This window comes from Amycolatopsis sp. CB00013 (genome assembly GCF_001905755.1).
GTDB classification, from domain to species: domain Bacteria; phylum Actinomycetota; class Actinomycetes; order Mycobacteriales; family Pseudonocardiaceae; genus Amycolatopsis; species Amycolatopsis japonica.
In genome coordinates this window covers 204,131-218,025 of the sequence record NZ_LIWC01000002.1, presented here as the reverse complement: position 1 = coordinate 218,025, position 13,895 = coordinate 204,131, and the positions used below count along the sequence as shown (strand labels likewise).

Here is a 13,895-nt window from a genome sequence, read left to right as displayed (position 1 = left end):
CCTGCGAAAAGGGAGCAAGGGACCTTTGCTACCACTTGTCTCGACATCGAGGTAAGTGGTAGCAAAGGTCCCTTGCTCTCCTTCAGTCGACGATGACCCAGGTCCCGCCTCGCCAGGCCATGGTGAACGTCTTGGGCTGAGCCGCCATCATCGCGATCTGCGGCGCGATCGCCCCCGGCGGGACGACGACCTTGTCCGCTCCCTTGCTCTGCAGCTTCGCCCGGTCCACGCGGGTGGCCTTCAGCTTCTTCACGTCGTCGGCCGAGAGCATCCCGAACTGCATCGGGGTGAGCTGACGGCATTCCTTCATCCCGCCGTCGAACGCCGGCCCGGTGATCCGGCAGACGGTTTCGAGGTCCTTGTCGCCCAGCGCGTGGTGGTACTCCTCCATCACGCTGGCGGCGCCGTCCGGGGTGTGCGCCACGGCGCCGCCGGCCGCGGGTGTGGTGGCCTCGGAGACGGTCGCCGCGGTCGCCGAAGGCCTCGAAGCGCTGGCTTGCGTCGTGCTGGTGGCAGGCGCTTCGGAAGTGCTCGGAACGGCCGAGGTCTGCGGCGACGCCGTTCCCGGCGTCTGCTCTTCGCAACCCGCGATCAAGAACAACGCCGCGGCCGCGCAGGCCGCTCCGAGCGGTCGGATCGTCATGATGCCCCCTGTAGAGCTGCTGTTGACCAGCGAAGAGTAACAACTCGGGGGCAAGTGTCACACTTGAATCGGGAAAATCACGAGGTTGTGGGCCGGGACGCGATCACTTCCAGGACGGAAGCCACAATTCGGCGTTCCAATGCTCGTTCGTGATCGCGTTGCCGTTCAGGATCGGCCACAACCAGGCGAAGTTGGCCACGACGAGCCCCACGTAGAGGGCGACGACGAGCAGACCGGTGCCCCTCCGCTCGAAGCCGCGTTTCGCGCTGCCGAGGATCTGCCCGAGGACCAGCGTCAACCCGAGTACCAGGAACGGCGCCAGCGGCGTCGCGTAGAAGTAGTACATCTGACGGTCGAGGTTGGTGAACCACGGCAGGTACCCGGCGAGGTAGCCGACGAGCACGGCGGCGTAGCGCCAGTCCGCGCGGAAGACCGAGCGCCACACGCTCCAGCCGAGCATGGGCAGCGCCAGCCACCACATCGCCGGCGTCCCGATCAGCATCGTCGCCCGCACACAGGTCGACTCGCCGCAGCCGGTCGCGTCCGTGCCGCCCGCGTACGCGTAGAGCATCGGCCGCAGCCCCATCGGCCAGGTCCACGGCTTCGACTCCCATGGATGCGGTTTGTCCTTGGGTGTCACCAGGTTCGCGTGGAAGTCGAGCACGTTCATCGAGTAGTCGCCGAGCGACCGCAACGCGGGCGGCATCCAGGCCCAGAAACCGGGATCGACGTCCTTGATCGCCACGTAGTTGCGGTCGGTCGCGGTCTCGCTCGCGAACCAGGCCCAGTAGCAGGCGAAGTACACCAGGATCGGGATGACGACGATCGCCCACAGCGCGGGCAGCACGTCGCGGCGCAGCGTGCCGACCCAAGGCCGCTGCACCCCGGCGGCCCGGCGCGCGGCGACGTCGAAGAAGACGGTGAGCAAGCCGAACGCGGCGATGTAGTAGAGCGCCGACCATTTGACGCCGAAGGTCAGCCCGATCATCAGGCCGCCGGCGAACCGCCACCAGCGGAAACCCAGCTTCGGGCCGAACCGGGATTCGTCGATCCAGCCTTCGCGGACGGCCACGGCGAGCCGTCGTCGCACCTGATCGCGGTCGCACAGCACGCAGGCGAACGCGGCGAGGACGAACAACGCGATGAAGATGTCGAGCATGCCCATGCGTGACTGCAGGTGCAGGACGCCGTCGCTGATCACCAGGATCCCGGCGACCGCGCCGAGCAGCGTCGACCGTGTGAGCCGCCGGGCGATCCGGATGGTGAGGAACACGATCAGCGTGCCCGCCAGCGCCGGCATGATCCGCCAGCCCCAGGCGTTGTAGCCGAACAGCCATTCGCCGATCGCGATGAGATGCTTCGCCAACGGCGGGTGGACGATCAGTTCGTAGCCGTAGTTGTCCTCGTAACCGCCGTTGCGCAGCATCTGCCACGCCTGCGGGACGTAGTGCTTCTCGTCGAAGACGGGGGTGCCCTTGTCCGTGGGCGTTCCCAGGTTCTGGATCCGGACGATGCCGCCGATGAGCGTCAGCACCAGCGTGACGATCCAGCCGCGCAGGCGGTCCGTCGGCATGCCGCGGCCGAGGAGGGTGGCCTCCCGGTCGTTCGGTGGCCTGAGCGCGTCGACCGGATCCGGCCGCACGCTCTCGTTGTCGCGGGTCAGCAGTGCGGTCACGGGGCATGATCCTACGGGCGGAAGAGTGAACTCGGTGTCCGGATCTGCGAACCGGTTAACCTTCGGGAATGACCGAAGGACGCCTCGTGCTGGCAGCCACCCCGCTCGGAGACGTCCGTGACGCTTCGCCGCGCCTGTCCGAAGCCCTCGCGACGGCCGACGTGATCGCCGCCGAAGACACCCGGCGTCTGCGCTCCCTCACCGCGGCCCTCGACGTTTCGCCGGTCGGACGCGTCGTCAGCTTCTACGAAGACGTCGAGACCGCCCGTCTGCCGAAATTGCTCGAATCGCTGCAAGCGGGCGAGACGGTGCTCCTGGTGACCGACGCGGGGATGCCGAGTGTCTCGGATCCCGGATTCCGCCTGGTGGCCGCCTGTGTCGAGGCGGACGTGCCGGTGACCTGCCTGCCCGGCCCGTCCGCGGTGACCACGGCGCTCGCGCTGTCCGGCCTGCCCTGCGACCGTTTCTGTTTCGAAGGTTTCGCTCCGCGCAAGCCCGGTGAACGGGCGAAATGGCTCGGTTCGTTGAAGGACGAGCCCCGTACTGCAGTGTTCTTCGAATCCCCGCATCGCCTCGCGAGCACCCTCGCCGACGCCGCCGACGTCCTGGGCCCCGAGCGTCGTGCCGCAGTCTGCCGCGAACTGACCAAAACCTACGAAGAGGTCAAACGCGGCAATCTGCCGGATTTGGCCGCTTGGGCCGCCGAGGGGGTCAAGGGCGAGATCACCGTCGTTCTGGCGGGTGCGCCGCCGCGTTCGGTGAGCGTCGAGGACCTGGTCTCCGAGGTCTCGTCGCGTGTCTCAGCGGGTGAACGCCTCAAGTCCGCCGCCGCCGAGGTCGCCGAGGCGGCCGGGGTGTCGAAAAAGGAGCTCTACGACGCTGTTCTCGCTTCCCGCAAGCGCTAGGACAGCAAGGCTGTCACGGCGGCGTGCGCCTTCCCGGCATCGGGTTCGTCGCCGGTGATGACATCGGTGTAGATGAAGGATTCGCCGATCCGCACCAGCAGGTAAGCCAGGTCTTCGACCGGCAGTGGCGGAGTGAGCCGTCCGGCCTCGACCTCTTCGTCCAGGAACTCGCGCATCTTCCCGATCGCGCGGCTCTGCACCACGCTGGCCTTCGTCGTCAGGATCCGCAACGCCCGCTCGGGCTCGTTGCGCAGGAACTCCCGGAACGGTTTCGAGCCGTTCACGGTCCGGACGAAGGTGCCGACGAGTTCCGCGATCCCTTCCGCGCCGCGCCCGAGCTTGCCAGAAGACCGCGCTTCGAAGACCTCCACGGTCATCGACCAAAGGATTTCGCCGAGTAGTTGATCCCGGCCGCCGACCCAGCGGTGCAACGTCGCCCGGCTGATCCCGAGTTCGCTCGCCAGTTCGCCCATGTCCACCCGGCGCCCCTCCAGAAAGCGGGCGCGCGCGATCGTGAACGCGCGCAGGGCGTCCGGGCGCGGCGAGGTCAGCTGGCGTTCGAGTGCGGTTTCGATGCGTGAAACATATCACGCGGTGTCTCATGCATGAGACATATGCAAGAATGTCTCATCTCGACGAGGAGGATGCGGATGCGCGCAGTACAGGTGACCGAGTTCGGCGGACCCGAGGTGCTCAACCTCGTCGATCTTCCCGATCCCGTCCCCGGCCCAGGTCAGCGGCTGGTCGAGGTCGACCGGATCGGCATCAACTACGCCGACACACATCAGGCCGAGAACTCGTACCTCGCGCCGAGCAAGCTCCCGCTCGTCCCGGGTGGCGAGGTCGTCGGTCGCACCGCCGACGGCAAACGGGTCGTCGCGCTGCTCAACGGCGGCGGCGGTTATGCCGAGCGCGCGGTGGCCGACGACGTCACCAGCTACGACGTTCCCGACGGCGTCGACGACCTGACCGCGCTCTCCTTCATCGTCCAGGGCACCACGGCCTCGCTCCTGCTGCGCAAGAGCGCCCACCTCGAACCGGGCGAAACCGTCGTCGTGCACGCGGCCGCGGGCGGGGTCGGCTCCATCGCCGTGCAGCTCGCGAAGGCCTGGGGAGCGAGCCGGGTCATCGCGACCGCCAGCAGCGACGAGAAGCGCGCCCTCGCGCTCGAACTGGGCGCGGACGTCGCCATCGATTCTCGGGCCGAGAACATGACCGACGCGCTCCGCGAGGCGAACGGCGGCAAACGCGTCGACATCGTGCTCGACATGACCGGCGGCCCGGTCACTGACCAGAGCATCGCGGCCCTCGCGCCGTTCGGACGCCTTGCGTTCTACGGAATGGCCAGCCGCGAGAACCCGAAGCCGATCGAAGCCCGCAACCTCCTCGGGCACAGCACTGCCGTGGCCGGGATGTGGCTGCCGCACGCGTTCAAACTTCCCGGAAACGTCTTCGGCCGCACGCTCGACGAGCTTTTCGAGCTGGCCCTCGCCGGCCGGATCCGCGCTGTCGCCGGTGGCGAGTACGCGCTGTCCGACGCTCGCGCCGCCCACGAGGCCCTGCGCTCGCGCGGCACGATGGGCAAGCTCCTGCTGGATCCCACCAAGTAGCTAGCCGAGCAGGCGCTCCAGCGGGGCGGACTTGTGCAGGCATTCCTGCCATTCCGCGTCGCTGTCGGAGTCGGCGGTGATCCCGCCGCCGACTCCGAGCGCGATCGTGCCTTCGTGGATTTCGAAGGTTCTGATCGCGACGTTCAGTTCCAGGCCGGCGATCGGTGAAGCGAGGCCGATCGCGCCGGTGTAGACGCCGCGCGCGGTGGGCTCCAGCTCGGCGATCAGGTCCAGCGCGCGGATCTTCGGCGCGCCCGTCACCGAACCCGGCGGGAAAGTGGCCGCGAGCAGCGCCGCGTCGTCGATCCCGTCGGCGAGCGATCCCTCCACAGTGGACTCCAGATGCCAGACCCCCGGCGCGGGCCGGACCGCGAGCAGTTCGGGGACACGCACGCTGCCGGTGGCACACACCCGGCCGAGATCGTTGCGGACGAGATCGGTGATCATCACGTTCTCCGCGACGTCCTTGGTGGATTCCCGAAGCCGCCGCGCGAGGTGTTCGTCAGCGGCGTTGCGCCGCGGCAGGGTTCCCTTGATCGGCGTCGACCGGACGCTTCGCCCATGCCTGGCAAGGAAAAGCTCAGGGGAGAACGAGACGACCGAGCCCCAGTCTCCGGAGAGGAACGCCGCCCGGCGGGCTCCCAGGCGACGCACCCCTTCGGCGAACAACGCGATCGGATCGCCGGTGAACCTTCCGCCGAAGCGGGCGCAGATGTTCGCCTGGAAAAGCTCGCCGGCTTCGATCGCGTGCACACACGCCTTGACGGCGTCGTAGTGCTCCGAAGGAAGCGGCCGTAACAACGGGCCGGAACTCCAGGTCGTCGCCTCGGGAAGCCGGGTGAGCGCGGATTCCACCGCGGACACTTCGTCGACCGGATCCGGATCGCCGTCGGGAATCAGGGCTTCGAACCACCAGGTCCCGTCCGCGTCCAGCCGGAGAATCCGGTCGACCCAGCCCCACGCGGCCGGGGGAAGCGATCCGGAACGGCCCGAGGGATCGGTCAGGTCGTAGCTCAGGTAACCGAACCAGCCGCCCCCGACCGCACCGGGCACCGCGTCACGAACGTCAGGCATCCGAGTGGGGATCGAGAACGCTTCGGCCACGTCATGGACCGGAGTCAGCGAAGCGTTCAGCGCGATGACCGCGCGCGAAGAAAACCACTCGCCGCAAAGCGCGGCGGGCGGTGCGAGCCCGAGCTTCTCGGCGCGTGCGCCGAGGACCGCCAGTGCCCGTTCGGGCCCGGCGTCGGTCCGCAGCTTCCGGCACATCAACCGCACGCGACATTGTCGCCGTTCGGGCGGCCGGAAAAGCAACCCGCCTCTGCCGGAAAGTGAGATCCGCGACCGCCTGGTGACGTCGTGCGCATCCCTCGTCACGCAGCGGAAACTACAAGAGCACGTCGGTCAGTTTGAAGGGATAGACCACGGCATCCTGCGCGATGGGTCCGTCCACACCGGGCAGCCCGGCGCCGAAACCGTGCTGATGCAATCCCAGCCGCGAGTGGAACCAGCCCGGTCTTCCCGGGATTTCGTTGTGCCTGACCAGCCACAACACCACTTCGCTGTCCGCCCATTTGTCCGGCCGCAACCGGTTCGTCCAGCAGTCGAGCCCCGCGTACACCAGGACGCGTTCGACGCGCGCCGCCTGCCTGACGTGTTTGATCCATGCCTTGATGAACCGGTCGTCGACGCTGGGCGCCTCCACTTCGAGCGCGGGCGCGAGCGAACCGGGCGCGAAGGCGCCGAGCGCGCTCGCCGTCCGCACGAAATGCTCGGCTTGGTCATGGACGGCACCAGGACGTGCGTAGTGCCGCGCGCCGGTGTGGATGCCGACATGTTGCGCGCCGGCCAGATTGCGTTCCGCCGCGGCGTCCCGCCAGTTGGTGTTCTCGGTGACGGTGACCGACGCGAACCGGATGTCGGCGCCGCGCACCGCCGCCCAGTCCGTCACCGTCTCACGGTGGGACAGGGTGACGCCGTGCTCGCCTTCCGGATCTATCAAACCCACCCGCCTTGAATTTGCCCCAGTACGACCGAAAGTCACCTTACGTCCGCGGAGCGGCCGCAAGGTGACCTTTCGGTACAGCGTGTCTCAGGCGTTTTCGCGTTGGAACGTCCGTGAGCCCCACCAGATGGCCAGAACGGCCATGACCAGCACCACGACGCTGCCGGTGAACAGCGCGTCCATCGAGAAGTCGCCGCGGAAACTGTTCCGCTCGACATCCACCACGTGCCGGAACGGATTGATGCGGGAAATCGTGTACAGCCAATCCGGCGCCGAGCCTGCGGTGATCGGGATCAGGATTCCGGAAAGCAGCAGCAGCGGCATGAGAACCGCGTTGAGCAAAGCAGGGAAGGCGTCTTCGCTCTTGAGGGTCAGCGCCAGCGCGTACGAGCACGACGCCAGCGTGACCGACAGAAGGAAGACGATCACCAGGCTGAGCACCACGCCGCTGAACGGCGCGTTCAGGTCGAAGACCAGATACGCCAGAGCGATGATGAGCAAGGCCTGGACGACGGTCTGCAACGCGTTGGCGAGCACCTTGCCCAGCAACAAGGCCACCCGGCTCACCGGGGTGACCCGCAGGCGTTCGACCACGCCCGACCGGTATTCAGCGAGGAGCCCGAAACCGACGAACGAACTGCCGAACAACGCGAGCTGCGCGATGATCGCCGGGGTGAAGATCATCCATCCGTCCACATCGGACAGGCCCTGCGCGTTGAGCGCCTTCACCAGAAGCGGCCCGAAGAAGAACAGATAGAGGAGCGGCTGCATGATGCCGATGGCGAGCCACGTCGGGTTGCGCAACGCCGCGAGCATGTCACGGCGGAAGATCAACCAGGTGTCATGCAACATGCGTGGTCTCCTTCTCCTCGGCGGAGTCGGTCGGCGTGCCCTCTTCGGCGTCGCGCAGGCTCCGGCCCGTCAGGGTCAGGAACACGTCGTCGAGCGTCGGCCGGTGCACCTGCATGGACGTCATCGCGATGCCGCGCGCGTCGAGCGCCCGCAGCAGTTCGGGCATCGCGGTATCCCCGCGCGGTACCCGGAAACGCACGGTGCCGTCGGTGACCGTCATTTCGTGTGCCCCTTCAAGGCGGCCAGCGACCTCCGCAGTCTCCTCCGCCGACTCCGGTGAGACCCCGATAACGACGCTGTCGCCGGAAACCCTCGCTTTCAAGGAGTCCGGCGTGCCTTCGGCGACGATCTTCCCGTCATCGATGACGATCAGCCGATCGGAGAGCGCGTCGGCCTCGTCGAGGTAGTGCGTGGTCAGGAAGACCGTGACGCCCTGCTCGTCGCGCAGCCTGCGGATGTGATCCCACAGGTTCGCCCGGCTCTGCGGGTCGAGCCCCGTCGACGGTTCGTCGAGGAAGACGAGACCGGGCGAGTGGATCAGCCCGAGCGCGATGTCGAGCCGGCGGCGCTGTCCACCCGACAGCGTCGCGGTCGTCCGCTGGTCGAGCCCGGCCAGGTCCAGCTGCTCGGCGAGAACAGCCCCACGGGCGAGCGCGTCCTCCTTGCTCATCCGGTACAGCCTGCCCTGGAACTCGATCTCCTCGACGACCTTGCTCGCCGGCGCGGTGCCGCCGCCCTGTGCGACGTAGCCGATTCGCCGGCGCACCCCCAGTGGGTCGGCGAGCAGGTCGCAGCCGCCGACCGTCGCCTCACCGGCGGTGGGCTTGAGAAGCGTGGTCAGCATGCGCAGGGTCGTGGTCTTCCCCGCGCCGTTCGGTCCGAGGAATCCGACCAGTTCCCCGGCCGACACGTCGAGATCGACGCCCTTGACGGCGTGGACCTCGCCCCCATTGCGGCCCTTGCGGCGGAACCGCCGCTCAAGACCGCGTGCCTTGATCATGTCTACTCCTTTCGGTGCTCAGCTAGTCAAGTTTGACTAGTGGCTGGACGCACTGTGCCCTAGGAGTCGTTCCGTAGTCAAATTTGATTACTTGGGTGGTGCGCCGAACACGGCTTCGTCGTCCGCGCCTTCGCCCGCCATCACGTACTCGCCTGCTTCCAGACGGCCGATCAGATCCCTCATCCAGCTCACGTTCGCTTCCGCGTGCACGCTCCACAGGCGGTACAGCTCGCTCACGTGGGGAGGCTTCCCCAGATCGACGGCGTGTTCGCGGGCGTAATGGGTCGATTGGGCGTGCGCTTCCATGTTCGCCAGCTGCTGTTTCAGCAAGGCCAGCACTTGCGCGCGGGGCAACGTCGGCATGAACGTGACGGCCGCGGATAGCGAGTACCCCGTGGCGTCGTCGCTCGACAGAGCCCTGCCGAGTTGCACGAGGAACTCGGTCTCTCCGTCTTCGGTCAGCCTGTACGCGACCCTGTCGGGCCCGCCGCCCGCTTCGGCATCCTCGACCTGTTCCAGAAGGCCTTCGGTGGTCATCTTCTTCAGCGCGTGATAGATCGAACCCGGCTGGACGTTGCCCCACTTGTCGGCCGCCCACGAGAGAAGCTCGCGCCGGACCTGGTAGCCGTGTGCCTTGCCGTACATGCGCACGACACCCAGCACCAGCAGACGCGTGGCGGACACCGAGGCCTCCGATCCTCTCCCGGACAACAATGCCTTAGACGACGTCCGTAGGCTAAACAAGCATGAGCACCCCAGTGTTGACTGCGGTGGCCTGGCCCTACGCCAACGGCCCCCGCCACATCGGCCACGTGTCCGGATTCGGCGTCCCGTCCGACGTCTTCTCCCGCTACCAGCGAATGGCCGGCAACCGGGTGCTCATGGTGTCCGGTACCGACGAACACGGCACCCCGATCACCGTCCAGGCCGACAAAGAAGGCATGACCTCCCAGCAGACGGCCGACAAGTACACCCGCCAGATCGGCCAGGACCTGCAAGGGCTCGGCCTCACCTACGACCTGTTCACCCGCACCACCACGGGTAACCACGCCGAGGTCACGCAGCAGATCTTCCTCGCGCTGCACCGCAACGGCTACGTCGTCCCCAAGACGACCCGGGGCGCGATCAGCCCCTCGACCGGCCGTACCCTGCCCGACCGCTACATCGAGGGCACCTGCCCGATCTGCGGCTACGACGGCGCGCGCGGTGACCAGTGCGACAACTGCGGCAATCAGCTCGACGCGGCCGAGCTGATCAACCCGAAGTCCCGGATCAACGGTGAAACGCCGAAGTTCGTCGAGACCGAGCACTATTTCCTCGACCTGTCCGCGTTCGTCGAGACCCTGGGCAAATGGCTGTCCAGCAAGACCGACTGGCGTCCGAACGTCCTCAACTTCACCAAGAACCTGATCGACGACATGCGGCCGCGGCCGATCACCCGCGATCTCGACTGGGGCGTGAAGATTCCGCTGGACGGTTGGCGCGACCAGCCGATGAAGCGCTTCTACGTCTGGTTCGACGCGGTCATCGGTTACTTCTCGGCGAGCGTGGAGTGGGCGCGCCGGACCGGCAACCCGGACGCCTGGCAGGAGTGGTGGAGCAACCCGGAGGCCCGCTCCTACTACTTCATGGGCAAGGACAACATCACCTTCCACGCCCAGATCTGGCCCGCCCTGCTCTTCGGCCACAACGGCGAGGGCGACCGAGGTGGCGTGCCCGGCAAGTACGGCAAGCTGCACCTGCCCGACGAGATCGTTTCCAGCGAGTTCCTCACGATGAGCGGCTCGAAGTTCTCGACCTCGCGCGGCACGGTCATCTACGTGCACGACTTCCTGCGCGACTTCGGCCCGGACACGCTGCGGTACTTCATCTCCGTGGCGGGCCCCGAGACTCAGGACACCGACTTCACCTGGGACGAATTCGTCCGCCGGACCAACTTCGAGCTGGCCAACGAGTGGGGCAACCTCGTCAATAGGTCCATCTCGATGGCGCACAAGAACGTCGGAGCAATCCCGCGTCCCGACGCCCCCACGGCCGCCGACGAGGAGCTCAAGGAGCTCTCCCGCAAGGCGTTCGACACCGCTGGCGCCCACCTGCAGCGGTCTCGGTTCAAGGCAGCGGCGAGCGAGGCCATGCGCGTCGTCACCGCGGCCAACCGGTACCTCTCGGACCAGGAGCCGTGGAAGCTCAAGGACGACCCCGCGCGGCGCGACAGTGTTCTGCACACCGCCCTGCAGGTCGTCTCCGACGCCAACACGCTGCTGACCCCCTTCCTGCCCCACTCGGCGCAGAAGGTGCACGAGGCCCTCGGCGGCACCGGTGTCTGGGCGGCCCAGCCCGAGCTTCAGGAAGTCGAGGACCTCGACATCCCCGGCCGGATCAACCCCATCATCACCGGGGACTACAAGGCCGAGCAGGCGCGCTGGAAGTCCGTGCCCATCGAGGTGGGCAAGCTTCTGGAGAAGCCGACCCCGCTGTTCGCCAAGCTGGACCCGGAGCTCGGCGACACCGGTCCCGAATGGGCGCCGATCTCGAAATGAGCAACTGATGGGTGCGGAGAAGAAGGAACCGCCGCCGATCCCGGACAGGTTGCCGGTTTCGGTGGTGGACGCGCACACCCACCTCGACGCGTGCGGCGCGGTCACCGCGGCTGATGTGACAGCCATGGTCGACCGCGCCGAGCGCGCCGGCGTGTCGCGGGTGATCACCGTCGCGGACGATCTCGCGGCCGCTCGCTGGGCCGCGCAAGCGTCCACTTGGGACCCGCGGGTTTGGGCCGCCGTCGCGATCCATCCCACGCGCACCAAGGAATTCTCCGAAGCCGAGAAATCCGAAGTGGAGAGTCTCGCGAAAGAGTCCAGAGTGGTCGCGGTCGGCGAGACCGGCCTCGACTACTACTGGGACTATTCGCCTCACGACGCCCAGCAGGACGCTTTCCGGTGGCACATCGATCTCGCCAAGCGCATCGGCAAGCCGCTGATGATCCATGATCGAGACGCCCACGACGACGTTCTCCGGATCCTCGAGGAAGAGGGGGCGCCCGAGCAGGTCGTCTTCCACTGTTTCTCGGGGGACGAGCACATCGCTCGCCGGTGTGCCGACGCGGGATACGTGCTGTCCTTCGCCGGGACGGTCAGCTTCCGCAACGCCCGGGGTCTCCACGAGGCGGCGCGGATCGTGCCGGCGGACCAGTACCTCGTCGAAACGGACGCTCCCTTCCTGACCCCGCATCCGTTCCGTGGGCGGCCGAACGAGCCCTACTGCGCCGCCTACACGGTTCGGCACCTCGCCACCCTCAGGGGCGAGGCGGTGCACGAGGTGGCCGAATCGGTGCGAAAGACCGCTGAGCGGGTCTTCCGTTTGCCGACAGTCACTGCCGGTTGAACGGATTGCGACATTAGTGATCAGCAATGGTCCACTCTGATGAGTGACCAACGTCACGACACTCCGGGCGGTGTTTGCGCAACCCGGCGAGGTTCGTTACTGTCCCGTGATCGTGCCGGTCGGTACCCGCTCATGCGGTTTCCGGCTGTTACGCCCACAGTCACGTCAGTGCACGTCGGGGAAGCGGAACCAGGAGCGGTACGGCCTGGAACCGTGACGATGGCGCTGGCTGCGGGTGTCGGACTTCTAGAGGTGTGCCGAAGAGCGCATCGAGACGAAGGACGTAGTGGAGCGGTTGTCGAGCTCCTCGACGTCTTGGGAAAGGGAACGACCCAGTGACTGGTAGCAGTAGGCAGGATGGCTCGCGCCTCGGCGCAGAGACGAACACCTTCGCTTCCGCCGGCTCGGTCGCCGTGCTCGACCGCGACACCCACTACGGCGAGCTCGACTACTCCGACGATCCGCGCATCACGCACCAGGACGTCCTGGCAGCGCTCGGCCCTGACGCCGACGCCCTGATGGCCGAGATCGACGTCGACGTCGACGAGCTGATCCGCCTGATCAGCGCCGAGACCACCATGCTTCCTCCGATCGTCATTCCGGACGAGATGGCCGAGGACCGCACCGCGGGCGCGCCGATGAAGGTCGCGACCAAGGACGAGGTCATCGCGAACTCGACCCGCGTCTGGAAGAAGCGGTTCCTCAAGGGGACCGTCATGGCGGTGCTGCTCACCCTCGGCGGTGGCGGCGCGGCCGCGATGGCGATGAACAAGAGCGTCACGCTCGACGTCGACGGCAAGCAGCAGACCGTCCACAGCTTCGGCGACACCGTCGGCGAAGTCCTCGAAGACGCCGGTCTCTCGGTCGGCGCGCACGACTCGCTCTCGCCCTCGCCTCAGGCCGAGGTGGGCGACGGCGGCGTCATCAAGCTTGAGCGCGGCCGCAAGCTGAACCTGATCGTCGACGGCGCGCCGCAGCAGGAGTCCTGGGTCCGCGCGACCAACCTCGGCGAAGCGTTGAACCAGCTCGGTCGCGCCGACCTCGCCAAGGCCGGCACCTGGACTTCGCTCCCGCAGAACGGTGAGCTGCCGCTCGAGGGCGCCACCGTCGAGGTCAAGACCCTCAAGAACGTCACGGTCTACGACGGTGCGAACGAACCGCGCAAGGTTCAGACCAACTCGGTGACCACTCAGGAATTCCTCGGTGAGCTCCGGATGACCCTCGGCCCGGACGACGAGGCCGTCGGCGGTCTCGACGTCAAGCTGGTCGACGGCGCCGAGGTCCACATCAGCCGGACCGGCGTCACCATGGTCAAGCAGAACGAGGAAATCGCTCCGCCCGAGCAGAAGGTCGACGACCCGGAGCTCGAAAAGGGCAAGACCAAGGTCGAGGACCCGGGCACCCCGGGCCAGAAGACCGTGACCTACAAGGTCACCAAGCGCAACGGCAAAGAGGTCGGCCGCGAGAAGGTCTCGGAAGAGGTCATCACCGAGGCCAAGCCCAAGATCGTCAAGGTCGGAACCAAGAAGCCCGCCGATCCGGTCATCGGAGACGCCGGAGCCTGGGACCGCATCGCGCAGTGCGAGTCGACCGGCAACTGGGCCGCCAACACCGGCAACGGCTACTACGGTGGCCTGCAGTTCAACAAGAGCACCTGGGACGCCTACGGTGGCGAGCAGTACGCCGCGTACCCGCACCAGGCCAGCAAGGCCCAGCAGATCGCCGTCGCCGAGAAGGTTCGCGACGCGCGTGGTGGCTACGGCGCTTGGCCGCACTGCGGCAAAAAGGCCTGACGCCAGATCATCCTCCTTTCCTGAAGGT

The 13,895-nt window shown here is 67.1% G+C and carries 13 protein-coding genes; 5 read left to right on the top strand and 8 right to left on the bottom strand.

What is annotated here, in order from left to right; genetic code table 11:
- Positions 1-82: 82 nt before the first annotated feature.
- Together AMK34_RS43435 and AMK34_RS10940 are read right to left on the bottom strand one after the other, a co-directional pair.
- The gene (locus AMK34_RS43435) at positions 83-643 is read right to left on the bottom strand and encodes a hypothetical protein (protein WP_228694854.1); all 561 of its coding nucleotides are present in this window, start codon (positions 641-643) and stop codon (positions 83-85) included.
- A gap of 103 nt (positions 644-746) precedes the next feature.
- The gene (locus tag AMK34_RS10940) at positions 747-2,318 is read right to left on the bottom strand and encodes a dolichyl-phosphate-mannose--protein mannosyltransferase (protein WP_038508204.1); all 1,572 of its coding nucleotides are present in this window, start codon (positions 2,316-2,318) and stop codon (positions 747-749) included.
- Between the two features lie 68 nt (positions 2,319-2,386).
- On the opposite strand from AMK34_RS10940, the gene rsmI reads away from it, so the two are divergent.
- Complete coding sequence (gene rsmI / locus AMK34_RS10935) at positions 2,387-3,223, top strand: 16S rRNA (cytidine(1402)-2'-O)-methyltransferase (RefSeq protein ID WP_038508206.1); 837 nt, start codon at positions 2,387-2,389, stop codon at positions 3,221-3,223.
- Here rsmI and AMK34_RS10930 read toward each other — a convergent pair.
- The gene (locus AMK34_RS10930) at positions 3,220-3,696 is read right to left on the bottom strand and encodes a QsdR family transcriptional regulator (RefSeq protein ID WP_228694993.1); all 477 of its coding nucleotides are present in this window, start codon (positions 3,694-3,696) and stop codon (positions 3,220-3,222) included. The genes rsmI and AMK34_RS10930 overlap by 4 nt on opposite strands.
- Positions 3,697-3,873: 177 nt before the next feature.
- Here AMK34_RS10930 and AMK34_RS10925 point away from each other — a divergent pair, with 177 nt between their 5' ends.
- Entirely contained in the window at positions 3,874-4,833 is a 960-nt protein-coding gene (locus tag AMK34_RS10925) for a quinone oxidoreductase family protein (protein ID WP_073846246.1), read from the top strand.
- Here the strand turns inward: AMK34_RS10925 and AMK34_RS10920 are convergent, their stop codons facing one another.
- The 5 genes from AMK34_RS10920 to AMK34_RS10900 all read right to left on the bottom strand — a co-directional run bounded on the left by AMK34_RS10920 (position 4,834) and on the right by AMK34_RS10900 (position 9,374).
- A complete protein-coding gene (locus AMK34_RS10920) occupies positions 4,834-6,111 on the bottom strand; it encodes an aminodeoxychorismate synthase component I (protein WP_073844966.1) in 1,278 nt (425 codons plus the stop codon).
- A 109-nt stretch (positions 6,112-6,220) separates the two neighbouring features.
- Complete coding sequence (locus AMK34_RS10915) at positions 6,221-6,835, bottom strand: glycoside hydrolase family 25 protein (protein WP_037342442.1); 615 nt, start codon at positions 6,833-6,835, stop codon at positions 6,221-6,223.
- A 90-nt stretch (positions 6,836-6,925) separates the two neighbouring features.
- Positions 6,926-7,690, bottom strand: coding sequence for an ABC transporter permease (locus tag AMK34_RS10910; RefSeq protein ID WP_037340604.1), 765 nt, complete (start codon positions 7,688-7,690; stop codon positions 6,926-6,928).
- Entirely contained in the window at positions 7,680-8,690 is a 1,011-nt protein-coding gene (locus tag AMK34_RS10905; RefSeq protein WP_073844964.1) for an ATP-binding cassette domain-containing protein, read from the bottom strand. Before AMK34_RS10905 ends, AMK34_RS10910 begins: the two co-directional genes overlap by 11 nt.
- Before the next feature lie 87 nt (positions 8,691-8,777).
- The gene (locus AMK34_RS10900) at positions 8,778-9,374 is read right to left on the bottom strand and encodes a PadR family transcriptional regulator (RefSeq protein ID WP_073844962.1); all 597 of its coding nucleotides are present in this window, start codon (positions 9,372-9,374) and stop codon (positions 8,778-8,780) included.
- A gap of 62 nt (positions 9,375-9,436) precedes the next feature.
- Between AMK34_RS10900 and metG the strand changes: the two genes are divergently transcribed.
- The 3 genes from metG (at position 9,437) to AMK34_RS10885 (ending at position 13,867) form a co-directional block, all read left to right on the top strand.
- The gene (metG, locus tag AMK34_RS10895) at positions 9,437-11,230 is read left to right on the top strand and encodes a methionine--tRNA ligase (protein ID WP_083649834.1); all 1,794 of its coding nucleotides are present in this window, start codon (positions 9,437-9,439) and stop codon (positions 11,228-11,230) included.
- 7 nt (positions 11,231-11,237) lie between these two features.
- Positions 11,238-12,074 (top strand): TatD family hydrolase, encoded by an 837-nt coding sequence (locus AMK34_RS10890; protein ID WP_073844959.1) that lies wholly within the window; start codon positions 11,238-11,240, stop codon positions 12,072-12,074.
- Positions 12,075-12,487: 413 nt separating this feature from the next.
- Positions 12,488-13,867 carry a resuscitation-promoting factor gene (locus tag AMK34_RS10885; RefSeq protein ID WP_038508216.1) on the top strand — a complete coding sequence of 460 codons (1,380 nt, stop codon included), beginning with the start codon at positions 12,488-12,490 and terminating at the stop codon, positions 13,865-13,867.
- The last annotated feature ends 28 nt before the right edge of the window (positions 13,868-13,895 follow it).

What these genes read in the sequence shown, in the direction of transcription:
- AMK34_RS43435 (WP_228694854.1), bottom strand. Translation starts at nt 643, where the DNA reads ATGACGATCCGACCGCTCGGAGCGGCCTGCGCGGCCGCGGCGTTGTTC.
- rsmI (WP_038508206.1), top strand. Translation starts at nt 2,387, where the DNA reads ATGACCGAAGGACGCCTCGTGCTGGCAGCCACCCCGCTCGGAGACGTC.
- AMK34_RS10930 (WP_228694993.1), bottom strand. Translation starts at nt 3,696, where the DNA reads ATGGGCGAACTGGCGAGCGAACTCGGGATCAGCCGGGCGACGTTGCAC.
- AMK34_RS10925 (WP_073846246.1), top strand. Translation starts at nt 3,874, where the DNA reads ATGCGCGCAGTACAGGTGACCGAGTTCGGCGGACCCGAGGTGCTCAAC.
- AMK34_RS10910 (WP_037340604.1), bottom strand. Translation starts at nt 7,690, where the DNA reads ATGTTGCATGACACCTGGTTGATCTTCCGCCGTGACATGCTCGCGGCG.
- AMK34_RS10905 (WP_073844964.1), bottom strand. Translation starts at nt 8,690, where the DNA reads ATGATCAAGGCACGCGGTCTTGAGCGGCGGTTCCGCCGCAAGGGCCGC.
- metG (WP_083649834.1), top strand. Translation starts at nt 9,437, where the DNA reads ATGAGCACCCCAGTGTTGACTGCGGTGGCCTGGCCCTACGCCAACGGC.
- AMK34_RS10890 (WP_073844959.1), top strand. Translation starts at nt 11,238, where the DNA reads ATGGGTGCGGAGAAGAAGGAACCGCCGCCGATCCCGGACAGGTTGCCG.